At 59.6% G+C, this 22,889-nt stretch carries 20 protein-coding genes; 11 read left to right on the forward strand and 9 right to left on the reverse strand.

Annotation, left to right across the window (positions count from 1 at the left end):
• Positions 1-305: 305 nt before the first annotated feature.
• Positions 306-2,453 (forward strand): hypothetical protein, encoded by a 2,148-nt coding sequence (locus CS390_RS08515; RefSeq protein WP_099774041.1) that lies wholly within the window; start codon positions 306-308, stop codon positions 2,451-2,453.
• A 143-nt stretch (positions 2,454-2,596) separates the two neighbouring features.
• Here the strand turns inward: CS390_RS08515 and oprI are convergent, their stop codons facing one another.
• Positions 2,597-2,848 carry an outer membrane lipoprotei OprI gene (gene oprI, locus CS390_RS08520; RefSeq protein ID WP_037058464.1) on the reverse strand — a complete coding sequence of 84 codons (252 nt, stop codon included), beginning with the start codon at positions 2,846-2,848 and terminating at the stop codon, positions 2,597-2,599.
• 511 nt (positions 2,849-3,359) lie between these two features.
• Here oprI and CS390_RS08525 point away from each other — a divergent pair.
• Positions 3,360-3,641: a GNAT family N-acetyltransferase gene (locus CS390_RS08525; RefSeq protein ID WP_065762041.1), complete on the forward strand. Its 282-nt coding sequence runs from the start codon at positions 3,360-3,362 to the stop codon at positions 3,639-3,641.
• A gap of 69 nt (positions 3,642-3,710) precedes the next feature.
• Here the strand turns inward: CS390_RS08525 and CS390_RS08530 are convergent, their stop codons facing one another.
• Positions 3,711-4,787, reverse strand: coding sequence for a 3-deoxy-7-phosphoheptulonate synthase (locus tag CS390_RS08530; protein WP_099774042.1), 1,077 nt, complete (start codon positions 4,785-4,787; stop codon positions 3,711-3,713).
• Positions 4,788-4,957: 170 nt separating this feature from the next.
• Complete coding sequence (locus CS390_RS08535) at positions 4,958-5,413, reverse strand: PilZ domain-containing protein (RefSeq protein ID WP_099774043.1); 456 nt, start codon at positions 5,411-5,413, stop codon at positions 4,958-4,960.
• A gap of 112 nt (positions 5,414-5,525) precedes the next feature.
• On the opposite strand from CS390_RS08535, the gene CS390_RS08540 reads away from it, so the two are divergent.
• The 4 genes from CS390_RS08540 (at position 5,526) to cysB (ending at position 9,092) form a co-directional block, all read left to right on the forward strand.
• The gene (locus tag CS390_RS08540) at positions 5,526-6,476 is read left to right on the forward strand and encodes a putative 2-dehydropantoate 2-reductase (RefSeq protein ID WP_099776591.1); all 951 of its coding nucleotides are present in this window, start codon (positions 5,526-5,528) and stop codon (positions 6,474-6,476) included.
• A 19-nt stretch (positions 6,477-6,495) separates the two neighbouring features.
• Positions 6,496-7,404 carry a 5'-nucleotidase gene (locus CS390_RS08545; RefSeq protein WP_099774044.1) on the forward strand — a complete coding sequence of 303 codons (909 nt, stop codon included), beginning with the start codon at positions 6,496-6,498 and terminating at the stop codon, positions 7,402-7,404.
• Positions 7,405-7,496: 92 nt separating this feature from the next.
• The gene (locus CS390_RS08550; RefSeq protein ID WP_065759497.1) at positions 7,497-7,994 is read left to right on the forward strand and encodes a universal stress protein; all 498 of its coding nucleotides are present in this window, start codon (positions 7,497-7,499) and stop codon (positions 7,992-7,994) included.
• 123 nt (positions 7,995-8,117) lie between these two features.
• Positions 8,118-9,092 (forward strand): HTH-type transcriptional regulator CysB, encoded by a 975-nt coding sequence (gene cysB, locus CS390_RS08555; protein WP_065759496.1) that lies wholly within the window; start codon positions 8,118-8,120, stop codon positions 9,090-9,092.
• Positions 9,093-9,742: 650 nt separating this feature from the next.
• On the opposite strand, the gene CS390_RS08560 is transcribed toward cysB, so the two are convergent.
• From CS390_RS08560 to CS390_RS08580, 5 genes are all read right to left on the reverse strand, one after another.
• Positions 9,743-10,477, reverse strand: coding sequence for a phosphoadenylyl-sulfate reductase (locus CS390_RS08560; protein WP_099774045.1), 735 nt, complete (start codon positions 10,475-10,477; stop codon positions 9,743-9,745).
• Positions 10,478-10,603: 126 nt separating this feature from the next.
• Positions 10,604-11,950 (reverse strand): aminodeoxychorismate synthase component I, encoded by a 1,347-nt coding sequence (pabB, locus tag CS390_RS08565; protein ID WP_099774046.1) that lies wholly within the window; start codon positions 11,948-11,950, stop codon positions 10,604-10,606.
• 131 nt (positions 11,951-12,081) lie between these two features.
• Positions 12,082-13,062: an alpha-L-glutamate ligase-like protein gene (locus CS390_RS08570; RefSeq protein WP_065759493.1), complete on the reverse strand. Its 981-nt coding sequence runs from the start codon at positions 13,060-13,062 to the stop codon at positions 12,082-12,084.
• Complete coding sequence (locus CS390_RS08575) at positions 13,062-14,591, reverse strand: inactive transglutaminase family protein (RefSeq protein ID WP_099774047.1); 1,530 nt, start codon at positions 14,589-14,591, stop codon at positions 13,062-13,064. The genes CS390_RS08570 and CS390_RS08575 overlap by 1 nt, the downstream gene beginning before the upstream one ends.
• A 5-nt stretch (positions 14,592-14,596) precedes the next feature.
• Positions 14,597-15,133 (reverse strand): ATP-dependent zinc protease, encoded by a 537-nt coding sequence (locus tag CS390_RS08580; RefSeq protein WP_099776593.1) that lies wholly within the window; start codon positions 15,131-15,133, stop codon positions 14,597-14,599.
• A 287-nt stretch (positions 15,134-15,420) separates the two neighbouring features.
• Here CS390_RS08580 and CS390_RS08585 point away from each other — a divergent pair, with 287 nt between their 5' ends.
• The 5 genes from CS390_RS08585 to prpF all read left to right on the forward strand — a co-directional run bounded on the left by CS390_RS08585 (position 15,421) and on the right by prpF (position 22,219).
• Entirely contained in the window at positions 15,421-16,131 is a 711-nt protein-coding gene (locus CS390_RS08585) for a GntR family transcriptional regulator (RefSeq protein WP_065759490.1), read from the forward strand.
• Positions 16,128-17,018 (forward strand): methylisocitrate lyase, encoded by an 891-nt coding sequence (prpB, locus tag CS390_RS08590; RefSeq protein WP_065759489.1) that lies wholly within the window; start codon positions 16,128-16,130, stop codon positions 17,016-17,018. Before CS390_RS08585 ends, prpB begins: the two co-directional genes overlap by 4 nt.
• Positions 17,019-17,082: 64 nt before the next feature.
• Positions 17,083-18,210, forward strand: a complete 1,128-nt coding sequence (prpC, locus tag CS390_RS08595) for a 2-methylcitrate synthase (protein WP_065759488.1) — start codon at positions 17,083-17,085, stop codon at positions 18,208-18,210.
• A gap of 109 nt (positions 18,211-18,319) precedes the next feature.
• Positions 18,320-20,911 (forward strand): Fe/S-dependent 2-methylisocitrate dehydratase AcnD, encoded by a 2,592-nt coding sequence (gene acnD / locus CS390_RS08600; RefSeq protein ID WP_065759487.1) that lies wholly within the window; start codon positions 18,320-18,322, stop codon positions 20,909-20,911.
• Positions 20,912-21,028: 117 nt separating this feature from the next.
• Complete coding sequence (prpF, locus tag CS390_RS08605; protein WP_099774048.1) at positions 21,029-22,219, forward strand: 2-methylaconitate cis-trans isomerase PrpF; 1,191 nt, start codon at positions 21,029-21,031, stop codon at positions 22,217-22,219.
• Between the two features lie 122 nt (positions 22,220-22,341).
• Here prpF and CS390_RS08610 read toward each other — a convergent pair whose 3' ends face one another.
• The gene (locus tag CS390_RS08610) at positions 22,342-22,851 is read right to left on the reverse strand and encodes a hypothetical protein (protein WP_099774049.1); all 510 of its coding nucleotides are present in this window, start codon (positions 22,849-22,851) and stop codon (positions 22,342-22,344) included.
• Between the last annotated feature and the right edge of the window lie 38 nt (positions 22,852-22,889).

Genomic DNA, 22,889 nt, shown 5'->3' on the forward strand with positions numbered 1-22,889 from the left:
TGCCACTGATGGGGCGTCTGCTACCCAAGGCGTTGGTGGAGCAGATCCTGAGCAGGCGGTGTGGCCTGAGCGTAAAGCTGTAAAACGGCTCTGTGGGCGCGTGCATCCAGCATGTAAAGACGCTCGCTGCTCTTGCGAATCGTCTTAGATGCAGCGAGCCTGAACCCTCCAAAAACCAGATCGAAAAGTAACCCTGTAATCAGCCAACCTCTTACAGACAGCTCCTGCATTCCACACCACCATTCCTTGCGCTTCAAAGGATGAAGCGACAGCACCTGGTGCTGCTAACCGTCAAGGAATGACCTATGGATGATTTGCCACTGTACGAACAAAACCTGATCAGCTACGACCCGGAAAATGGCCTGCCGATACCGCGTTGGCTTGATCCTTCTGTGAGCAGCGAAGATCTGGCGGCCCGCGAACTGGCTGAGTTGCTCGGGTTTTGCATGAAGCCGGAACTGCTGGATCCTGCCAGGTACATCAATACTGAAATAGAACGAATGATCGAGGCCTCGAGCGCATCGCAGGCGACCAAAGAAAGGCTGAACATTCTCAGCCCCATCAAGGTGACTTTCCGTGAGCGAGCGCCTTCAGGAGGCGGGTTGGTCGGCACCATCGCCCCCTCTCCCTTACACACCCAGGCCTTCGAGTTGAAACAGATCGTCACGGGCCAGCATTACGTCACGCTTAAAGACAAGGTGATGATCAAAGTCATCTGGCCGAAAGACTTTCCATCGGATCTGATCTCCGCTCTGGAGTCTGTAGACCTGCAGTCCGATTACAAGAACCGGGTGATCGAGCATTACACTCACCCGGACATGGAGTACATGTACAAGATGCTCAGCGAGCAGGTGCTGAAACGTCACCTTCAGCATCATGCGGGCCTCCCCACGACGTCAGTCAGCAGCCAAAACCTGATCAAGGCGTATCAAAACAGTCAGATCCAGCCAAAACGTGTTTACTTTCGGGACAAGTACGTCGTCACTCAAGCCGTCTGCCTAGAAGCTCGCGGATCCATGGCCGGCGTTGAGCCTCATGCGGCCCTTCTGGTTTTTTGCGGCGAGCCGGACGATCAGGCGGTCTTCGAGCTTCCCGGCGATGGGCTGAAGAGAAGGGAAGTCATTGAAGCATCAGAGCTAATGGAAAAATACGTGCTCAAACGCCTTTCGATCTACGACGGTCTCAGGTTCAAGAAGTTTGACTTGAAGTATCAGGGCATCGAGAAGCGCAGCAATGATTACCTGCGGGACGCATCCCTGACGTTTCATGACAGCGACGACATTATTTCGCATCTGTCCTTCACCAATCTGGAGAGACTGGTCTCTGATATCGATACGCTGGTCTTCACATACACCGAGCGTCTGGTCGATCAAGGGCTTGAGCTCTTCGGCGCAGTATTGAACATCGTATCCGGGGGCGCGGCCGCGCCGACAATTGGCGCAGGGCTGGCTGGCCGAATGCTGTTGGCTTCCTTGCTAGGATTGTGTTCAGCGGGTATCGAGGCGACCAGAGGTATGTTGGCAGATCGTCCGGAGGACGCTGACAAGCACTACAAAGCGGCGATGATCGCGGCGATCTTGGAAATCGTGACCGTCATGATCCCCAAGACAGCCTCGATAGGGCTTACCAACACCAGCAAGAATGCGATATCCGGGAACGTCCTCAAACGCATGAGGTTCGAAGGCGTGACGCCACCTCTTTATCACGACATCCGGCTCATCAACCGGAACGTAATTCCCTCGGAGTTAGGCGCCATGCACCTGAAGCGGCGCCTGCTCGAACGTCTGAGCCAAGGCCCAACTGCGGCCCAGGACATGATTTATGAATACGCACGGTGCATGAAAAAGACAGTGGAGAATCACAAACTCATCATTTACCGGGGCCAGGTATTTCGTGGCGATATGCGCACCCCCGAGGTCATTTTCAGAGACGGCTTCCAGCTTCGCACGCCAGTCTCGGAGATCAAGAAAGACATTCATCAAATCACGGGCGTTCGGGGAGGCTTCGGCGGAGGCCGCAATGCACTGGATCCTGACGGGAAAGGCATCTCTACTTCGGTGTTCTATTACAAGGAACACACGGGGGCTTTTGTCTACGGCGGGAAACGCGGGGGCTATACGTACGTCGTCGACACCATCGACATGGATGGCTACCACCTCTACGCCAATCACCACATGGCCAAATACCCTAACTCACGGCAGATCAACTTGAGCCCAACGGAAATCAACTTCGGAGACAACATTGCCGGTGACATGATTTTGGGCGCCTACGACCAATCAGGCCGATTTATCCCCAACGACTTCGGCCTGGAGATGTTCGCACGACGCAGAGCCAGCGAAATAGAAAAGCAGCTGATGGAGGCCGCCACCCGAGCAGTGGGTAAAGCTCAATCACATGTTGCCGCCCAAGCCCTGAAAGATGACTCGAAGTCTGATGCGAGAAACCGGGATTGAGAGCTGTCAACGTCGTTCGTATGACGCGGCATCTGGCAGAAGCGGTCATTCAAGCTTGCGAGCGCCTTTTCCGGTAGTCCGTGATGAACCAAAAAAAAGCCGGCCCACAAGTGGGCCGGCTTCATAACAATCCCGAAAGATTATTATTTGCGGCTGGCTTTTTCCAGCATGCGCAGAGCGCGCTCGTTAGCTTCATCAGCAGTCTGTTGAGCTTTTTGAGCTGCAGCCAGAGCGTCGTCAGCTTTACGATAGGCTTCATCAGCACGAGCTTGTGCACGAGCTGCTGCGTCTTCGGTAGCAGTCAGACGAGCTTCGGTTTCTTTGGATACGCTGCTGCAACCGGTAGCCAGAACTGCGGCCAGAGCCAGAGCAGAGAATTTCAGAACGTTGTTCATCGTGTTCCCCTTCAAGGACTTTCTATTAAAGAGCCATCTCTCAACAAAGAGAAACTGGCCGGCGTACATACTACCCATTACTTGTAGTAAGTAAACTGACACAGCGCAAGAACTGGAAAAAAATTACGCTTCTGTCGAAACCGACACAGTCGCTGTATGAAAAGCATTCAGCTTTAGACGGTCCAGGTTGCAGTATCTAGTGTAAGGCGTTGTTTTTTGTTGAACTAAAGGTGACTTTAACGGTCATCCTTCGTCACAGGACTAGAACATCCGGTAACTGTCAGTGCCATTGAAGGGTGCGACGTTGGCGTGCTGCTAGTGCGCGATTTTTACGATCAAGCGCCTTGAGCATCTGTACCCAGGGCGCCTACTATTTGTGACGTGCTCAGCTGCCAGAGAACGACCAGGCTCTTCTCCTTGTCCAACTGGGGCACGGGGTGGCGTAGAGGTTCCTTCGCCGGACAAACATCGGTAAGGTAGGGGTCAAATACAAGACCCGCGAGGAGTAGTGATGAGCGAGGCGTTGTCCATCCACCATGACCAGGCTGGTCATCAGTTCGAGACCAATGTGGACGGTCATCGTGCGTACCTGACCTACATGGATCTGGGGAAGCAGACCCTGGATATCTACCGTACATTCGTGCCCAATGCGTTGCGCGGTCGCGGCATTGCGGCTGCACTTACCGAGAAGGCGCTTGAGTACGCCGATACCATGGGCTACACGGTCATTCCATCCTGTTCCTATGTCGAACGCTATATGGAACGGCATCAACGGCAGTCGTCGAAAGCCTGAATACCTGCCAGCAACCGCGGCAAACACAAAAACGCCGGGCATTTGCCCGGCGTTTTTGTGTGCGTGCTACTAGCCCCGTTGACGCTTTGGCAATACATCCTTGAGCTTGGCGTGCATGCTGCGCAGCGTGTTCGCCGTGGTGTCCCAGTCGATGCAGGCATCGGTGATCGAGACGCCGTACTGCAGTTCGGAAAGGTTTTTCGGAATCGCCTGGCAACCCCAGTTCAGGTGGCTCTCGACCATCAAGCCAATGATCGACTGATTGCCTTCGAGGATCTGGTTGGCCACGTTCTCCATGACCAGTGGCTGCAGTGCCGGGTCCTTGTTGGAGTTGGCATGGCTGCAGTCGACCATGATGTTCGGCTTGATCTTGGCCTTGGTCAGTGCCTGTTCGCAGAGTGCCACGCTGACCGAATCGTAGTTTGGCTTGCCGTTACCGCCGCGCAGTACCACGTGGCCGTAGGCGTTGCCTTTGGTGGTGACGATGGAGACGCCACCTTCCTGGTTGATACCCAGGAAGCGGTGAGGGCTGGAGACCGATTGCAGGGCGTTGATCGCTACGGTCAGGCCACCGTCGGTACCGTTCTTGAAGCCGACGGCCGAGGACAGGCCCGAAGCCATTTCACGGTGGGTTTGCGATTCAGTGGTGCGCGCACCAATGGCCGACCAGCTGATCAGGTCCTGCAGGTATTGTGGCGAAATCGGGTCGAGTGCTTCAGTTGCGGTTGGCAGGCCCATTTCCGCCAGGTCCAGCAGCAGTTGGCGGCCGATGTGCAGGCCGTCCTGGATTTTGAACGAGTCATCCAGGTACGGGTCGTTGATCAGACCTTTCCAGCCCACGGTGGTACGCGGCTTTTCAAAATACACGCGCATGACCAGGTACAGGGTGTCGGACACCTCTGCGGCCAGTACTTTCAAGCGTTCGGCGTACTCGTGGGCGGCCTTGATGTCGTGAATCGAGCAAGGGCCGACGACCACGAACAGGCGGTGGTCCTTGCCGTCGAGGATATTGCGCACCACTTCGCGGCCCGCAGTCACGGTTTTCAGCGCGGTGGCACTGAGAGGTATTTCCTTCTTGAGCTGATCGGGGGTGATCAAGGTCTCGTTGGAGGCAACGTTAAGGTCATCGATCGGTAAATCAGCCATCGTGTTACTCGTCAGGTCACGGATGCCGGCCGCCAGCGATCCCCGTGCGGCGGAGCAGCATGATTTAACGCAGCGGGGGAGCCGAACCTTAGCGCGTTACACCGTGGCTCGACAATGGGCAAGGCCCGCTTTCCTGTGTGGGAACGCGCATAAAGACCGGTCGAGTGCGACTAAAGTGGCAGCGGGCGTGGTTGCAGCACCCGGTTCGCCTCCAGGCTGGCTTCCGAGAACTCGGTGGCGTGCCGGGCTATCCACTCCTGAGCCAGGACTTGCAGGTCGATGTCTTGAGCTTCATCGCCGGCGTGTTGTTGGCAATAGTGCTGGATCTGGCAGACCTGTTCGCTCATTCGTGCACCGAACAGCGCTTGCTCATCAACAAAGGCAATGCCGACCCGGTAGCCTTGTGCCTGCTTCTGGCACCAGGCGACGTAACCCGGGTAGCGGGCATCTTCGCCGAGGGAAGGGATGATCATTTCAACCGCCATGCCGCGGCGGTAGGCCCGTGGATGGTTGCAGGCTACGCCGCCCAGGCTGATAGTGTGGAGTCGCTGGCGGAACAGGCTGGGTGACGAGCGCAAGGTCAATTCGACCGGAACGTCATCGGGGTGAGGCAGGAATCCACGCATATCGACTCCGTGTCGATTATTTGACCTTGTTTGGCTGAGTATAGTGAAGGAAAGTGAAGCGGTTGATTTACGTATGAAAGCTGATCAAAAAACAATCAGTCCAGGGGTGGTGATGGAAAGGGCGCAACAACGCATCGGTATTATTGGTACCGGCGCCATCGGTGGTTTTTATGGTGTGATGCTGGCTCGTGCCGGGTTCGACGTGCATTTTCTGTTGCGCAGTGAGTTTGCGGCGGTCAGTGAACAGGGGCTGCAAATCGACAGTGATGTTCACGGGGTGTTACGCCTGCCGTCGGTGCAGGCCTATAGCGATGCTGCTGAAATGCCACCCTGCGACTGGCTGCTGGTCGGTGCCAAGACCACCAGCAACCCGGCCCTGGCACCCTTGATCGCTCGGGCGTGCAAAGCGGGTGGCAGCGTCGTGCTGCTGCAGAACGGGTTGGGTGTCGAAGAGGCGTTGCGGCCTCTGTTGCCCGCTAACCTGCACCTGCTCGGAGGCTTGTGTTTTGTCTGCCTCAATCGCACGGCGCCGGGGGTGGTTCGGCATCAGGCGTTGGGTGCGGTGAACCTTGGCTATCACAGTGGCCCGGCGCAGGATGTATTGGCACGTCAGGCGCGAGTGGAGTCAGCTGTGGCGCTGTTTCATGCGGCGGGTATCGAGTCCCGTGGCATGCTCAACCTGGCTCAGGCGCGTTGGCAGAAGTTGGTGTGGAACGTGCCGTACAACGGCCTTTCGGTGTTGCTCAAGGCCAGCACCAGCGCGCTGATGGCGGATGCGTCCAGCCGAGCACTGATTCAGGCGTTGATGTGCGAGGTGGTGGACGGGGCGCGTGCCTGTGGCCATGTCCTGCCAGAGGGGTACGCTGAGGATCTGTTTGCCATCACTGAGAACATGCCGGATTACTGGCCGAGCATGTACCACGACTACGCTCAGGGGCGGCCGCTGGAGTTGGCTGCCATCTATGCTGAACCACTGGCGCAGGCGCGTCAGGCCGGTTGCCAGCTGCCGCGAATCGAAGCGCTGCATCAGGCGCTGGCATTTATTGATCGGCATAACCATTGATACCCCCCAGGAGTGCAGCATGAGTAAAGGTCTGGTCGACAAGCTGGTGGTGGCCATTTCCTCGCGGGCGTTGTTCGACCTGAGTGAAAGCCATCAGGTGTTTCTGGCGCAGGGTGTGGAAGCCTACCGGCAGTACCAGATCGACCATGAGGATGAGCTGCTGGAGCCGGGCGATGCGCTCCCGCTGGTGCAGAAACTGCTGGGTTTGAATGACAGTCTCGGTCAGCAGCGGGTGGAGGTGGTGCTGGTGTCGCGTAACAGTGCCGACACCGGCTTGCGTGTGTTCAGTGCCATCGAACATCACGGCCTGGGCATTTCACGCGCCGCCTTTGTCGGCGGCCGCAGCCCTTATCCGTATCTGGCGGCATTTGGTTGCCACCTGTTCCTGTCGACTGATGCCGAGGACGTGCGCCGTGCGCTGGAGGCCGGTTTTGCCGCCGCGACCATTCTGTCTGGCGGTGCCCGGCGAGCGGCCAGCGATGAACTGCGTATCGCGTTTGATGGCGACGCGGTGTTGTTTTCCGATGAGTCGGAGCGCGTCTACCAGCAAGGAGGGCTAGAAGCCTTCCAGGCCAACGAACGCCAGGCGGCTCGCCAGCCGTTGGGTGGCGGCCCGTTCAAGCCGTTCCTGGCCGCGTTGCATGTGCTGCAGAAAGAGTTTCCGCAAGGCGCCTGCCCGATTCGTACGGCACTGGTTACCGCGCGTTCTGCACCCGCCCATGAGCGGGTGATCCGTACCTTGCGCGATTGGGACATCCGTCTGGACGAGTCGCTGTTTCTCGGCGGCCTGGACAAGTCGGCTTTTCTTGAAGCGTTCGCCGCCGACGTGTTCTTCGATGATCAGGCTGGGCATTGCGAGCGCGCCCGAGGTGTGGTCGCGACGGGGCATGTGCCTCATGGTGTCAGCAACGAGCACGCGCCCGGTTGAGCCCGGCGGCGCTCGCCGGACGGGGGCTGCGCATCACCTTGACGCTGCTAAGCTGAAGCGTGCGCTGCCGATTCGGCAGTCGAGGAGGGCAAATGATCCATTCGATGCTGTATGCCACAGACCTCGGTGTGTACGCGCCTTATGTCTTGCAGCATGCGCTGGCGTTGGCGCGAACCTTCAACGCGGAATTGTATGTGATTCATGCGGTTGAGCCGATGGGGCAGTTCGCTGAATCACTGCTGCAGAGCTACCTGGACGAACAGACCCTGGATGAACTGCATAGCCAGGGTGTGAACACGGTGATGGCCAATATCGAACAGCGGGTGCTGGATACGTTTCGTGATGAATTGGGTGGGCATGAGGACCTGGCCCTGATCCGTGCCGTGCGGGTGCGTCAGGGGGATCCTGCTCAGGTCATTCTGGAGCAGGCTCAGCGGCTGAGTGTCGATTTGCTGATTGTTGGCAGCCATTCCCGTGGCGCAGGGGTGTCGATTCCGCTGGGTCGGACCGCGGCGCGTGTGTTGCAGCTTTCGCCAGTGCCGGTGTACATGGTCCCATTGGCCCAGCATCTGGGCCGGCGCAAGGGGTGAGCGGTAAGTGAGCGAGGCTGTAGGAAAACCGGTGAAATAGTTCTAGATTTATTCTTCAAACCACTAATATAGTTATAACCCGTCGCTGCTGCCGGTGACGCCCAGCTGATTTGAGGGATACCTATGAAGCTTCAACAATTGCGCTACATCTGGGAAGTGGCGCACCACGACCTCAACGTCTCCGCGACAGCACAGAGCCTGTATACCTCCCAACCTGGTATCAGCAAGCAGATCCGTCTGTTGGAAGATGAGCTGGGTGTTGAGGTTTTCGCTCGTAGCGGCAAGCACTTGACGCGCGTCACGCCGGCGGGTGAGCGGATTATTACCACGGCTGGGGAAATTCTGCGCAAGGTCGAGAGCATCAAGCAAATCGCCCAGGAATTCTCCAATGAGAAAAAGGGCACCCTTTCGATCGCAACGACGCACACCCAGGCGCGTTACGCGTTGCCGCCGGTGATCAGTAACTTCATCAAGCAATACCCGGAAGTAGCGCTGCACATGCACCAGGGTTCGCCGATGCAGATTGCCGAGATGGCGGCTGATGGTACCGTCGATTTCGCCATTGCCACCGAGGCCCTGGAGCTGTTCGGCGACCTGGTGATGATGCCGTGCTATCGCTGGAACCGTTGTGTGGTCGTGCCGCAGGGGCATCCGTTGACCAAGCTGCCCAAGCTGACGCTGGAAGTGCTGGCGGAATATCCGATCGTGACCTACGTCTTTGGCTTTACCGGCCGCTCAAAGCTCGACGAAGCGTTCAGTCACCGTGGCCTGACCCCGAAAGTGGTCTTTACCGCTGCCGATGCTGACGTGATCAAGACCTATGTTCGCCTTGGCCTGGGTGTTGGTATTGTCGCCAAGATGGCTGTTGATCCCAAGCTCGACAGCGATCTGGTGGTGCTCGATGCCAGCGAGTTGTTCGAGTCCAGTGTGACCAAGATCGGTTTCCGCCGCGGCACGTTCCTGCGTGGGTTCATGTGCGACTTCATCGAGAAGTTCGCCCCGCACCTGACGCGTGAAGTAATGGCCAAGGCCATTCAGTGCCACAACAAGCAGGAACTGGAAGAGCTCTTTGAAGGTGTTGAGCTGCCGGTCCACTGACCACAACGTGGTGCCACAAAAAAACCGGCCATGGGTGCCGGTTTCAGTGCTGAGAAAGCCAGCCGCGCAGAGCATGTGATTTTTGTGTCAGGCTCGCCTGCGGTGGTATCGGCGGGGTGTCAGTAAGCGCGCGGCGCCTGCATCGCGGGCAAGCCCGGCTCCTACAGCGGGCGCGGGCTCTGTTGGAACTGGCTTGCCTGCGATGGCCTCGGTGCGGTGTCCGTAAGCGCGCGACGTCTGCATCGCGGGCAAGCCCGGCTCCTACAGCTGGCGCGGTCTTTGTTGGAGCTGGCTTGCCTGCGATGGCCTCGGTGCGGTGCCCGTGAGTTCACGGCGTCTGCATCGCGGGCAAGCCCGGCTCCTACAGCTGGCGCGGGGCTCTGTTGGAGCTGGCTTGCCTGCGATGGCGTCGGTGGGGTATCCGCGAGTTCGCGGCGTCTGCATCGCGGGCAAGCCCGGCTCCTACAGCTGGCGCGGGGCTCTGTTGGAGCTGGCTTGCCTGCGATGGCGTCGGCGGGGTGTCCGTGAGTTCGCGGCGTCTGCATCGCGGGCAAGCCCGGCTCCTACAGGCTGGCGCAGGCTCTGTTGGAGCTGGCTTGCCTGCGATGGTGTCGGCATCGCGGGCAAGTCCACAAGGGGTACCCTTCAGATCAGCCCTTGCTGATCAGGTTGCCTGCATGCAGGCCGCATTCTTTCTGGGTTGACTCTTCCCACCACCAGCGGCCTTCGCGCTCATGCTGGTTCGGCAGCACCGGGCGGGTGCAGGGCTCGCAGCCGATGCTGATAAAGCCGCGTTCATGCAGGCTGTTGTAGGGCAGCTCCAGCATGCGGATATAGCCCCAGACTTCTTCGCTGGTCATCTGTGCCAGTGGGTTGAACTTGTACAGCGTGTGCTCTGCTGTGGAGAAGGCACCGTCGATTTCCAGCGCGGCTACCTGGCTGCGGGTGCCCGGGCTTTGATCGCGACGCTGGCCGGTGGCCCAGGCGCTTACCGTGGCCAGTTTGCGGCGCAGTGGTTCGATCTTGCGGATACCGCAGCATTCGCCGTGACCGTCTTTGTAGAAGCTGAACAGGCCCTTTTCCTTGACGAAGGGCTCGAGCTTGCTGTGGTCGGGAGAGAGGATTTCGATCGGCAGCGAGTAGTGCTCGCGGACCTGATCAATGAAACGGTAGGTTTCCGGGTGCAGGCGACCGGTGTCGAGGCTGAATACCTTGACCTGCTTGTTCAGTTTCCAGGCCATGTCCACCAGCACCACGTCTTCGGCGCCGCTGAAGGAGATCCACAGGTCGTCACCGAAGTGCTCGAAGGCAAGTTTGAGGATGTCTTGCGGTGACTTGCTGGCGTAGGTCGCGGCCAGGGCGGCGACGTCGAAGGGTTGGCTCATCAGGCGGCTTCCGGTCTGTGAATGGCGCTTTGCGCTCGTTTAGGCTGATCTTAACAAAAAATGTCTGGCTAGACGGTTTGCATTGAATGACTGGCCGGGCTGTCGTCAGAAGAAGGCAGATGTGCTTCAGAGTTGCCCCAAGGTATCGAGCAGTACCTTTACCTTGGTGATCGACTCTTGGTACTCGGCTTGCCAATCCGAATCGGCGACCACTGCGCCGCCGCCCCAGCAGCAGGCCTGGCCGTCCTTGATCAGCAGGCTGCGGATCGCAATGGAACTGTCCATTTCGCCGCGCACGTCGATGTAAATCAATGAGCCGCAGTACAGTGCTCGTCGGCTGGGTTCCAGTTCGTCGATGATCTGCATGGCGCGGATTTTCGGCGCGCCGGTGATCGAGCCGCCGGGGAAGCTGCCGGCGATCAGGTCCAGCGCGTCCTTGTCGGCTGCGAGTTGCCCGGTGACGACGCTGACCATGTGGTGGACGTTGGGATAGCTTTCCAGGCTGAACAGTTCCGGGACTTTAACCGTACCGATTTCACAGCTGCGGCCCAGGTCGTTGCGCAGCAGGTCGACGATCATCAGGTTTTCTGCACGGTCTTTGCTGCTGGCCAGCAATTGGGCGGCATTCTCGGCGTCTTCGACAGTGTCCTGGCTGCGCGGTCGGGTGCCCTTGATCGGGCGTGTTTCTACCTGGCCGGCGTGTACCTGGATGAACCGCTCGGGCGAGAAGCTCAGCAGGGCGCTGCCGTCTGCCAGTGCCCGGAACCCGGAGAACGGCGTAGGGCAGGCGCTGCGCAGGGCGCGATAGGCGTGCCAGGGATCGCCCTGGCACGGTGCTCGGAAGCGCTGGGTGAGGTTGATCTGGTAGCAGTCGCCCGCATGGATGTAGTGCTGCACGCGCTCGAACGCCTGGCGGTACTGCTCGGGGGAAAGATCGCCGCGCATTGGCGCCTTCAGCGTGAAATCGGCCTTGTCGTCGGTGACAGCTGGTGCGTGGAACAGGCGCAGCAGGCGCTGTGCTTCGTCAGGTGCCAGGCTTGGGTGAAACACCAACTGGGTGGTGCTGCGCTGATGGTCGCTGATCAGTGCCCAGGCATACAGCCCCAGGCCGGCATCCGGCAGGTCCAGGTCATCCACTGCCAGCGCTGGCAGTGTTTCAAGGCGTCGCCCGAAGTCATAGCTGAGGTAGCCTATGAGGCCCCCGGCGAAGGGCAGTTGCAGATCATCGGGCAGGTCTGCAGTACCGAGGCGCTTCAGGCTGTCGCGCAGGCGCTGGAGATAGTCAATGCCGGTTTCGCCATCGTGGGGTGACAACTGCTCTACTGGCCAGGCGCTCAGCAGGTCATAACGCCCTCGGCTGGCGTTCGGGCGGGCGCTGTCGAGCAGGATGGCGCCAGGTGCCTGGCGGACACGGGCAAAGTAGTCGGCAGGGTCGGCCTGGTAGGGCAGGGGATGAACGGTGCAGGTGGGCATTCGCATCAAGAGCTGTCAGGGCGGGGAACGGATTGTAGTCCTCCGCAGGCGTCGCTCCTAGAGGTGTGCGCGCAATTGAGGCACCCGATGTCGCCCTGAGGGTAGGTTTGTACCCCCCTCAGGGCGTTGCATCAGTTGTTCGGCACGTGGCCAAACAGCTCCTGGGTGAAGCGAACCCGCTCTTCCACGGTTTCCTTCACGCCGTTCTTCGCCAGGGCTTCCAGGTGGGCCTCGATGGCGTGGGTGCGCTGCGTCAGGCCGCAATCGTTGGCGATCTGGATGTTCAGGCCGGGGCGGGCGTTGAGCTCAAGGATCAGCGGGCCCTTGTCCTGGTCCAGCACCATGTCGACACCGATGTAACCCAGGCCGCACAGCTCATAACAACCGGCGGCCAGCTTCATGAAGCCGTCCCAGTTTGGCAGTTGCACGCCGTCTACCGCGTTGGTGGTGTCCGGGTGCTTGCTGATGATGTTGTTCAGCCAGGTGCCGCGCAGGGTGAGCCCGGTGGCGAGGTCGACCCCGACCCCGATGGCGCCCTGGTGCAGGTTGGCCTTGCCGCCAGACTGGCGCGTCGGCAAGCGCAGCATGGCCATGACCGGGTAGCCCATCAGCACGATGATTCGGATGTCCGGTACGCCTTCGTAGCTGATGCTCTTGAAGATCTGGTCGGGGGTGACCCGGTACTCGATCAGTGCCCGGTCGCGGTGCCCGCCCAGGGAGTAGAGGCCGGTCAGGATGCTGGAGATCTGGTGCTCGATTTCCTCGTGGCTGATGATCTTGCCCGAGACGGTCCGGTAGCGGTTCTCGAAACGGTCGGCGATGACCAGAATGCCGTCGCCACCAGCGCCTTGGGCCGGCTTGATCACGAAATCACTGCGCCCGCCGATGATCTCGTCGAGCTTTTCGATCTCTTTCTCGGTGGAGATGATACCGTACATTTCCGGCACATGAATGCCGGCCTTGATCGCACGCTCCTTGGTGATGATCTTGTCATCGACGATCGGGTACAGGTGGCGCTTGTTGTACTTGAGGACATAGTCCGCATTGCGCCGGTTGATACCCATGATGCCCCGGGCCTCCAGGGCTTTCCAGGTTTTCCAGAGACCGAACATCAGGCGTCCTTCACAAAGGCTTTGAAACGGACCAGCTCCGTCAGGCGGTAGCCGCGATAACGGCCCATTGCCAGCATGAAGCCCACCAGAATCAGCAGTACCGCCGGGAAGGTGAAGACGAAGTACACCAGTTCCGGCACGCTCATCAGCAGGTGCGCTAGCGAGGCTGCGAACAGGGTGCCGACGGCTACTTTCATCGCATGGCCACCGCCGCGCTCCTCCCAGGTGATCGACAGGCGTTCGATGGTCATGGTCAGGATCACCATCGGGAACAGTGCGACCGACAGGCCGCGCTCCAGGCCCAGCTTGTGGCTGAACAGGCTGATGGCGGCAATCAGTACCACGACGAAGGTCAGCACCACCGACAGGCGTGGCAGCATCTGCAGCTTCAGGTGCTCAAGGTAGGAGCGTAGCGACAGGCCCAGCGCGGTAATGATGGTAAACAGGACGATGCCGAAGCCCAGTTGGGTTTCGCGGAAGGCCAGGGCGATCAGTACCGGGGTAAAGGTGCCGAGGGTCTGCAGGCCGATCAGGTTGCGCAGGACCAGGATCACCAGTACGCCAATCGGGATCATGACCATGATCATGAACGTCTGCTGGGTCTGCAGGGGCAGGCCGTACAGTGAGTACTCCAGGAAGTCGGCGTCGGTATTCTCGTCGGTCAGCTTGGCCAGGCGGATGGCGTTCATCTCGCTGTTGTTCAGGCTGAAGCTGACGTTGGCTTTCTTGCCGCCATCGACGGTGATCAGGTTGTCATCGCCCGTCCACCACAGCAGGCGGTCGCTCGGCAGGCCCTGTTCGCCGGTGTCCGGGTTGAAGTACAGCCAGTCGGTGCCGTTGAAGCTGCGCAGCCACAGTTCAGGGGTTTGTGGTTGGTCGGCCAGCAGGCGGATGGTATGGACTTTTTCAATCGGTACGTGGGCAATCGACAGCAGCAGGTCGATGATCTTGGCCTTGTGCAGGCTTGAGGTATCGCCGGCCAGCAGCAGCTTGACGTTGTCATCGTTGACGTTGTTGACGCGCTTGATGGTCTCGCTGACAAAGGTCTCGACGTCTGCCGAATGCTGGCGGATAGGAGCCATCAGCGCTTCGGCGGCGATCTTCTCCGGGCCTTCGACGGGCAGGCTGTCACGGAAGGTGGGACCTTTGGCCTTGGGTTTTTCGGCGCTGTAGCGCTTTGTCAGTACCAGGCGGTAGTAGAGGGTCTGGTTGCCGCTGGCGCGGCGTGCCGACCAGGTCACCTTGCGGTTGCCATCGACGCGGTTGACGCTGACGCCGTAGTTGTTGGAAATGAAGCTCTCGTTGAGGCTGACGTAGTCACTGCTCAGCGGTGGCACGAACATCTGGACCTTGACCGGGTCTTTGGCGCTGGCGACGAACTCGACCTTGGCGTCGATGTTCCACAGGTCGTCCGTCTCGTCTTCGGTGACCGGAATGCCGAGGAAGAAGATCTGGTAGGCCGTGACCAATACGCCCAGCAACACCAGAACGGTGATCAGGACTTTGAGGTGGAGGGTAAGAGAGCGCATCGGTTTTACTCTGCGGTGTGAGCGGCGGTGGCGCAGGCGGGTTTGCCGGCAGCGTATTTAAGGCTTGGGTCGACCAGGGCATCGAAGTGTTTCAGGGCTTCGGAACCGATCAGCAGCGGGTATTGGAACGCACTGCGGTCAGTGAGGTTCACTTCAATGGTGCGCAAGGCGTTCCCCATGCAGATATTCAGGGCAATGACGGGGCGGGCGGTGTACGCCTTGCCTTCATCCGGGTTGTAGTCGCCGGCCCGTCGCTTGATTTTGCTGACGCGGGCCAGTGGACGTTCTATCGGATGCGAATGCGCCGCATCGATGGCCAGGTAGAAGCGCACCCAGGATTCGCCATTGCGCTTGAAGCGCTTGATGTCGCGAGCGCTGAGCGAGGCGGTCTTGGCGCCGGTGTCGAGCTTGGCGGCAACCTCAAGGTCGATGTCGGCAAGGCGGGCGTATTCGTTAAGGCCGTAGACCGTCTTGTCATTGGCTTGGCTCAGCGCCGGCAATAAAGAAAGGCTGAGCAACAGTAGAAGGGGCGTGAGTCTCATAAATCCTGGCGCGGTGCTGTGCGATGTTCGGGTCAAGGCGACTGGCAGTACTGCGCAACCTTCCTCGTTCATCTGCCATAAAAAGATGACAGACACACTATCCATGCCCCAAAGGAGGCGGCGGCATTCTATCACGCTGGTGTGCATGTGCCAGCGGCTGGCATAAGACAACATGGAAGACCTCCATGTTCGTTATTAGACGATTGTCGACAATGTTTATTTTGTCTTTGACTGGCGAGCGTTATTTGGCTAGTTTTGGCTCTATTGATTTTGAAGGTGTCGACAATATGCTGGACGCAAGCCAAGCACCCGGCGTTACGCAGGATGACTCGGAAACCCTTTCCGAAAACGTTTTCCGGCGCATTCAGGCGGCCATCGTCAAGGGCGAGATCGCCCCAGGCAGTAAAATTTCCGAGCCTGAGCTGGCGCGCACCTACGGTATCAGCCGTGGGCCATTGCGTGAGGCGATTCACCGCCTGGAGGGCCAGCGCCTGCTGGTGCGGGTTCCCCATGTCGGTGCACGGGTGGTTTCGCTCAGCCATGCCGAGTTGATCGAGCTGTACGAAATTCGCGAATCCCTGGAAGGCATGGCCTGTCGCCTGGCTGCCGAGCGAATGAGCGTAGCCGATATCGACGAACTGCGCCGGGTGCTTGATACCCACGAGCGCGACGCTACCTTCCAGGCCGGGCTGGGTTACTACCAGCAAGAAGGCGATTTCGACTTCCATTACCGAATCATCCAGGGCAGTGGCAACCGCACCCTGGTGCAGATGCTCTGTGGCGAGCTGTATCAGCTGGTGCGCATGTACCGCATTCAGTTCTCTGCAACGCCCAATCGGCCACGCCAGGCGTTCGCCGAGCACCACCGTATTCTCGATGCCATCGCCGACCGTGACGGTGAACTGGCCGAGCTCCTGATGCGCCGCCATATCGGCGCCTCCAAACGCAATATCGAGCGTCATTACCTGGACGCCAACAGCCCACGAGGTGAGTCATGAGTCAGAAAAGCAGTCCCGGCCAGCGCTTTCGCGACGCGGTCGCTACCGAGCATCCTCTGCAAGTGGTAGGGGCGATCAACGCCAACCATGCTCTCTTGGCCAAGCGTGCCGGTTTCAAGGCGATCTACCTGTCCGGTGGCGGTGTTGCGGCCGGCTCCCTCGGCCTGCCTGACCTGGGTATTACCGGCCTGGACGACGTGCTGACCGACGTACGCCGTATTACCGATGTGTGCGACCTGCCGCTGTTGGTGGATGTCGACACCGGTTTTGGCTCTTCGGCGTTCAACGTGGCGCGTACCGTCAAGTCGATGATCAAGTTCGGCGCGGCCGCGATTCACATCGAGGATCAGGTGGGTGCCAAGCGCTGTGGTCACCGCCCTAACAAGGAGATCGTCTCTCAGCAGGAGATGGTTGACCGCATCAAGGCCGCTGTTGACGCACGTACCGATGACAGCTTCGTGATCATGGCGCGTACCGACGCGCTGGCCGTAGAAGGCCTGGAGTCTGCCCTGGACCGCGCAGCGGCCTGCATCGAAGCGGGTGCTGACATGATCTTCCCAGAGGCGATCACTGAGCTTGAGATGTACCGTACCTTCGCTGCCCGGGTGAAAGCGCCGATTCTGGCCAACATCACCGAGTTCGGCGCGACCCCGCTGTACACCACCGAAGAGTTGGCCTCTGCCGATGTTTCGCTGGCGCTGTACCCGCTGTCGGCGTTCCGTGCCATGAACAAGGCCGCTGAAAACGTCTACAACGCACTGCGTCGCGACGGCACCCAGAAGAATGTTGTCGACACCATGCAAACCCGCATGGAGCTGTACGACGCCATTGATTACCACGTGTTCGAGCAGAAGCTCGATGCCCTGTTCGCTCAGAAAAAGAGCTGAATGAAGGCTTGAACCTGTAATCAGCTTACGTTTCCCATAACAAATTCAAGATTGGAGAAAAGCAATGGCCGAAGCAAAAGTACTCAGCGGTGCCGGCCTGCGCGGTCAAGTTGCCGGGCAAACCGCACTGTCTACCGTAGGCCAGGCCGGTGCCGGCCTGACCTACCGCGGCTATGATGTGCGCGAGCTTGCCGAGCACGCTTTGTTCGAAGAAGTTGCCTACCTGCTGCTCTACGGAGAGCTGCCGACCAAGGCGCAACTGGCTGCCTATCAGAGCAAGCTTAAGACCCTGCGTGACCTGCCGCAGGCGTTGAAGGAAGTGCTGGAGCGCATTCCTGCCGCCGCCCACCCTATGGATGTCATGCGTACCGGCTGCTCGGTACTGGGCACCCTGGAGCCTGAGCTGACGTTCGAGCAGCAACGTGAAAAGACCGATCGCCTGCTGGCGGTGTTCCCGGCCATCATGTGCTACTGGTACCGCTTCACTCACGACGGCGTACGCATCAATTGCGTCAGTGACGAAGAGACTCTGGGTGGTCACTTCCTGCACCTGCTGCATGACAAGAAGCCGAGCGACCTGCACGTCAAGGTGATGAACGTTTCGCTGATTCTTTATGCAGAGCACGAGTTCAACGCCTCGACGTTCACCGCCCGTGTCTGTGCCTCGACGCTTTCGGACCTGTATTCCTGCATCACTGCAGCCATTGGTTCGCTGCGTGGCCCGCTGCATGGCGGTGCCAACGAAGCAGCCATGGAAATGATCGAGCGCTTCTCTACGCCTGAGGACGCCATCAGCGGCACCTTGGCCATGCTGGAGCGCAAAGACAAGATCATGGGCTTCGGTCATGCGATCTACAAAGAGTCCGATCCGCGTAACGAAGTGATCAAGGGTTGGGCAAAGCAGTTGGCCGATGAAATGGGCGATACCGTGCTGTACCCGGTATCCGAAGCCATCGACAAGACCATGTGGGAGCAGAAGCGCCTGTTCCCGAACGCCGACTTCTACCATGCCTCGGCTTACCACTTCATGGGTATTCCGACCAAGCTGTTCACGCCGATCTTCGTGTGTTCGCGCCTGACCGGCTGGGCTGCTCACGTCTTCGAGCAGCGCGGCAACAACCGCATCATTCGTCCAAGCGCCGAGTACACCGGCGTTGAACAGCGTAAGTTCGTGCCAATCGAGCAACGCTGAGAAGGGTGAAGCTGAACAGGATGTGCTTGCAGGCCCCGGCAAGGCCGGCTCCTGCAGGCGCTGTTCAGCGTTACCTACCGCTGACCTTTCCGTGATTGAGTCCCGTGCCATGAACACAGCATTTCGCAAGAATCTGCCCGGCACCCGCCTGGATTACTTTGACGCCCGTGCGGCTGTCGATGCAATTCAGCCCGGCGCCTACGACAAGCTGCCCTACACCTCCCGCGTGCTGGCAGAAAACCTGGTTCGCCGTTGCGACCCGGCCACCCTGAACGCTTCGTTGAGCCAGTTGATCGAGCGCAAGCGCGACCTCGACTTCCCCTGGTTCCCGGCGCGGGTGGTGTGCCATGACATTCTCGGCCAAACCGCGCTGGTCGACCTGGCGGGTCTGCGTGACGCCATCGCCGATATGGGCGGTGACCCGGCCAAGGTCAACCCGGTAGTACCGGTACAACTGATCGTCGACCACTCGTTGGCCGTGGAGTGTGGTGGTTTCGATCCGGACGCCTTCGCCAAGAACCGCGCCATCGAAGACCGTCGCAACGAAGACCGTTTTCACTTCATCAACTGGACCAAGCAGGCGTTCAAGAACGTCGATGTGATCCCGCCAGGCAATGGCATCATGCACCAGATCAACCTGGAGCGGATGTCGCCGGTGATCCACAGCACAGACGGTGTGGCCTTCCCGGATACGCTGGTCGGTACTGACAGCCACACCCCGCATGTCGACGCACTGGGCGTAATCGCCATTGGTGTTGGCGGCCTTGAGGCCGAGAACGTGATGCTCGGTCGTGCGTCCTGGATGCGCCTGCCGGATATCATCGGCGTCGAGCTGTCGGGCAAGCCACAGCCAGGCATTACTGCCACTGACGTGGTGCTGGCGCTGACCGAATTCCTGCGTAAGGAAAAGGTCGTGGGTGCCTACCTTGAGTTCTATGGCGAGGGCGCGCGTGCACTGACCCTGGGTGACCGTGCAACCATCTCCAACATGGCCCCGGAGTATGGCGCCACGGCGGCGATGTTCTCCATTGACCAGCAAACCATCGACTACCTGAAGCTCACCGGTCGTGAAGACGAACAAGTGAAGCTGGTCGAGACTTATGCAAAGGTCGCGGGCTTGTGGTCCGACAGCCTGGCGCATGCCGAGTACGAGCGTGTGCTGCGTTTTGACCTGTCCAGCGTCGTGCGCAACATGGCCGGCCCGTCCAACCCGCACGCTCGTGTGGCAACCAGCGACCTGGCCGCCAAAGGCATTGCCGGTCAGTGGGAAGAAGTCCCTGGCCAGATGCCCGATGGCGCTGTGATTATCGCTGCCATCACCAGCTGCACCAACACCAGCAACCCGCGCAACGTTATTGCTGCCGGCCTGCTGGCGCGTAACGCGAACAAGCTGGGCCTGACCCGTAAGCCGTGGGTGAAGTCCTCGCTGGCGCCAGGCTCCAAAGCGGTAGCCCTGTACCTGGATGAAGCCGGCCTGACGTCCGAGCTGGAACAGATGGGCTTCGGCATCGTGGCGTTCGCCTGCACCACCTGCAACGGCATGTCCGGTGCGCTGGACCCTAAAATCCAGCAGGAAATCATTGACCGCGACCTGTACGCCACGGCAGTGCTTTCGGGTAACCGCAACTTCGATGGTCGTATTCACCCGTATGCCAAGCAGGCCTTCCTGGCATCGCCGCCGCTGGTGGTTGCTTACGCCATTGCCGGTACTATCCGTTTCGATATCGAAAAAGATGTGCTGGGCGTGGTCGATGGCAAGGAAATCCGCCTGAAAGACATCTGGCCGACTGACGAAGAAATCGATGCCGTGGTCAAGGCATCGGTGAAGCCAGAGCAGTTCCGCAAGGTCTACATTCCGATGTTCGCCATCCACGAAGACACTGGCCCGAAAGTCGAGCCACTGTATGACTGGCGCCCAATGAGCACCTACATTCGTCGTCCGCCATACTGGGAAGGCGCGTTGGCGGGCGAGCGCACCCTCAAGGGCATGCGCCCGCTGGCGGTGCTGCCGGACAACATCACCACGGATCACCTGTCGCCATCCAACGCCATCATGCTGGACAGCGCTGCGGGCGAATACCTGGCCAAGATGGGCTTGCCTGAAGAGGACTTCAACTCTTATGCGACCCACCGTGGCGACCACCTGACCGCCCAGCGTGCGACCTTCGCCAACCCGAAACTGTTCAACGAAATGGTTCAGGAAAACGGCAAGGTCAAGCAAGGTTCGCTGGCGCGGATCGAGCCGGAAGGCAAGGTCACTCGCATGTGGGAAGCCATCGAGACCTACATGGAGCGCAAGCAGCCGCTGATCATCGTCGCCGGTGCCGACTACGGTCAGGGTTCGTCCCGTGACTGGGCAGCGAAGGGCGTACGCCTGGCCGGTGTCGAAGCCATCGTTGCCGAAGGTTTCGAGCGTATTCACCGTACCAACCTGGTGGGCATGGGTGTCTTGCCTCTGGAGTTCAAGCCGGGCGTCAACCGCAAGACCCTGGGTATCGACGGCACTGAGACCTTTGATGTGGTGGGTTCGCGTACCCCGCGTGCCACGCTGACGCTGGTGATCAACCGCAAGAACGGCGAGCGGGTCGAAGTGCCGGTCACTTGCCGTCTCGATACCGGCGAAGAAGTGTCGATCTACGAAGCGGGCGGTGTATTGCAGCGCTTTGCCCAGGACTTCCTCGAGTCGGCTGGCGCCAAGTGATGTAGGCGCCTGCAGGGGCGGCAGTGTTTGCCCCTTCAGGCACACCGCTGATTATGTGGGGGGCGGCCATGCCGTCCCCTGCGACGGGCGAGCAGTATCCAACAGGACAAGATTCCCATGGCTCACGTACCGCAGATCAAGATTCCCGCTACCTACATCCGTGGCGGCACCAGCAAAGGCGTGTTCTTCCGCCTTCAGGATTTACCCGAGAGCGCCCAGATCCCGGGCGCAGAGCGTGACGCGCTGTTGCTTCGCGTGATTGGCAGCCCGGACCCGTATGGCAAGCAGATCGATGGCATGGGTGGAGCAACCTCCAGCACCAGCAAGACGGTCATCCTTTCGCGCAGTATCAAGCCGGATCATGATGTCGATTACCTGTTCGGTCAGGTCTCCATCGACAAGCCATTTGTCGACTGGAGCGGCAACTGTGGCAACCTGTCGGCAGCGGTCGGCTCGTTTGCCATCAGCAGTGGCCTGGTCGATGCCAGCCGCGTGCCGCAGAACGGCATCGCGACCGTGCGCATCTGGCAGGTCAATATCGGCAAGACCATCATCGCCCATGTACCGATCACCGAGGGTGAGGTTCAGGAGACCGGTGACTTTGAGCTCGACGGTGTGACCTTCCCGGCTGCCGAAGTACAGCTTGAGTTCCTCGACCCGGCTGCCGAGGAAGAGGGCGCTGGTGGTTCGATGTTCCCAACCGGCAATCTGGTTGACGACCTCGAGGTGCCGGGTGTCGGCGTGCTCAAGGCGACCCTGATCAACGCCGGTATCCCGACCATTTTCGTTCAGGCCGAAGCCGTAGGCTGCACGGGCACCGAGCTTCAGGACGCAATCAACGGCGACCCAGAAGCATTGGCCAAGTTCGAGACCATTCGTGCTTACGGTGCGCTGCGTATGGGGCTCATCAAGCACCTGGACGAAGCTGCCACGCGTCAGCACACGCCGAAGGTTGCGTTTGTTGCGGCGCCTGCTGACTACATCGCTTCCAGTGGCAAGCCGGTCGCGGCGAAAGACGTCGACCTGCTGGTTCGTGCGCTGTCCATGGGTAAGCTGCACCACGCCATGATGGGCACAGCGGCGGTTGCCATCGGTACCGCTGCAGCCATTCCGGGTACGCTGGTGAACCTGGCAGCCGGTGGTGGTGCGCGCAGCGCTGTGCGTTTCGGTCACCCTTCGGGTACCTTGCGGGTAGGCGCTGAAGCTGTTCAGGAAAACGGCGAGTGGACAGTGACCAAGGCCATCATGAGTCGCAGTGCGCGTGTATTGATGGAAGGTTGGGTGCGTGTGCCCGGCGACGCCTTCTAAAAGCGTCTAGCGTGCTTTTACTGTCGCCGACAAGGCGTGCTTCCCAGCGGGAGCAAGGCTTGTCGGCGATGCTGTTTTCAGTGCGAGCGTAACCGCGGCGCCCGGCATAACCTCAAATGGGGTTACAGGTATTTGAGAATGCGCCCTTGAAAATGCACAGTGTCCCCTGTTTCCGTGTTCAGGAAGAGCGTTTGTGCAGATCGGGCTGCTGGGGTAAACGAGCTCCAGAAGCCGCCTCTTGGTTCACTCACTGCTGAGACGCGGTAACCGCGCTGATCGCGCAGCACGAACTCGAACGTTGCGGGGTTGTCGTTGTCGCCCTCAAGCTCGACTTTCCAGAAGTCGCAAACCTCGGCCACTTGATAGAACCCCAGATAGCCATTGCGGCTCACGCCGACCTTTGCGCCACTGTAGGCGCCGTCGGGTGCTGCGCTGATGTTGTAATGGATGCGATCTTCAATGTGTTCGATGAAATCGAAACGAAAGGCCACATTGGGTTCGTCCTGCTCACTCTGTATAAGCCAGCCATCCCCCGCAACAGAGTTATCCTTCAGATACCCAACCGGGTAGAGGTACTCTCCTGTTGTGCTCACCAGTGTGGCAATAAATGATTTTCCGCTGATGTCGGCCATGTCAGGCTTCCTGTGCTGGTTGTGGTGTTAAGCGCGTC

It is taken from the genome of Pseudomonas sp. HLS-6, from assembly GCF_002753995.1.
Taxonomy (GTDB): Bacteria; Pseudomonadota; Gammaproteobacteria; order Pseudomonadales; family Pseudomonadaceae; genus Aquipseudomonas; species Aquipseudomonas defluvii.

Excerpts from the sequence above, each read along its gene's own strand:
- CS390_RS08515 (WP_099774041.1), top strand. The coding sequence starts at position 306 with ATGGATGATTTGCCACTGTACGAACAAAACCTGATCAGCTACGACCCG.
- oprI (WP_037058464.1), bottom strand. The coding sequence starts at position 2,848 with ATGAACAACGTTCTGAAATTCTCTGCTCTGGCTCTGGCCGCAGTTCTG.
- CS390_RS08525 (WP_065762041.1), top strand. The coding sequence starts at position 3,360 with ATGAGCGAGGCGTTGTCCATCCACCATGACCAGGCTGGTCATCAGTTC.
- CS390_RS08530 (WP_099774042.1), bottom strand. The coding sequence starts at position 4,787 with ATGGCTGATTTACCGATCGATGACCTTAACGTTGCCTCCAACGAGACC.
- CS390_RS08535 (WP_099774043.1), bottom strand. The coding sequence starts at position 5,413 with ATGCGTGGATTCCTGCCTCACCCCGATGACGTTCCGGTCGAATTGACC.
- CS390_RS08540 (WP_099776591.1), top strand. The coding sequence starts at position 5,526 with ATGGAAAGGGCGCAACAACGCATCGGTATTATTGGTACCGGCGCCATC.
- CS390_RS08545 (WP_099774044.1), top strand. The coding sequence starts at position 6,496 with ATGAGTAAAGGTCTGGTCGACAAGCTGGTGGTGGCCATTTCCTCGCGG.
- CS390_RS08550 (WP_065759497.1), top strand. The coding sequence starts at position 7,497 with ATGATCCATTCGATGCTGTATGCCACAGACCTCGGTGTGTACGCGCCT.
- cysB (WP_065759496.1), top strand. The coding sequence starts at position 8,118 with ATGAAGCTTCAACAATTGCGCTACATCTGGGAAGTGGCGCACCACGAC.
- CS390_RS08560 (WP_099774045.1), bottom strand. The coding sequence starts at position 10,477 with ATGAGCCAACCCTTCGACGTCGCCGCCCTGGCCGCGACCTACGCCAGC.
- pabB (WP_099774046.1), bottom strand. The coding sequence starts at position 11,950 with ATGCCCACCTGCACCGTTCATCCCCTGCCCTACCAGGCCGACCCTGCC.
- CS390_RS08570 (WP_065759493.1), bottom strand. The coding sequence starts at position 13,062 with ATGTTCGGTCTCTGGAAAACCTGGAAAGCCCTGGAGGCCCGGGGCATC.
- CS390_RS08575 (WP_099774047.1), bottom strand. The coding sequence starts at position 14,591 with ATGCGCTCTCTTACCCTCCACCTCAAAGTCCTGATCACCGTTCTGGTG.
- CS390_RS08580 (WP_099776593.1), bottom strand. The coding sequence starts at position 15,133 with ATGAGACTCACGCCCCTTCTACTGTTGCTCAGCCTTTCTTTATTGCCG.
- CS390_RS08585 (WP_065759490.1), top strand. The coding sequence starts at position 15,421 with ATGCTGGACGCAAGCCAAGCACCCGGCGTTACGCAGGATGACTCGGAA.
- prpB (WP_065759489.1), top strand. The coding sequence starts at position 16,128 with ATGAGTCAGAAAAGCAGTCCCGGCCAGCGCTTTCGCGACGCGGTCGCT.
- prpC (WP_065759488.1), top strand. The coding sequence starts at position 17,083 with ATGGCCGAAGCAAAAGTACTCAGCGGTGCCGGCCTGCGCGGTCAAGTT.
- acnD (WP_065759487.1), top strand. The coding sequence starts at position 18,320 with ATGAACACAGCATTTCGCAAGAATCTGCCCGGCACCCGCCTGGATTAC.
- prpF (WP_099774048.1), top strand. The coding sequence starts at position 21,029 with ATGGCTCACGTACCGCAGATCAAGATTCCCGCTACCTACATCCGTGGC.
- CS390_RS08610 (WP_099774049.1), bottom strand. The coding sequence starts at position 22,851 with ATGGCCGACATCAGCGGAAAATCATTTATTGCCACACTGGTGAGCACA.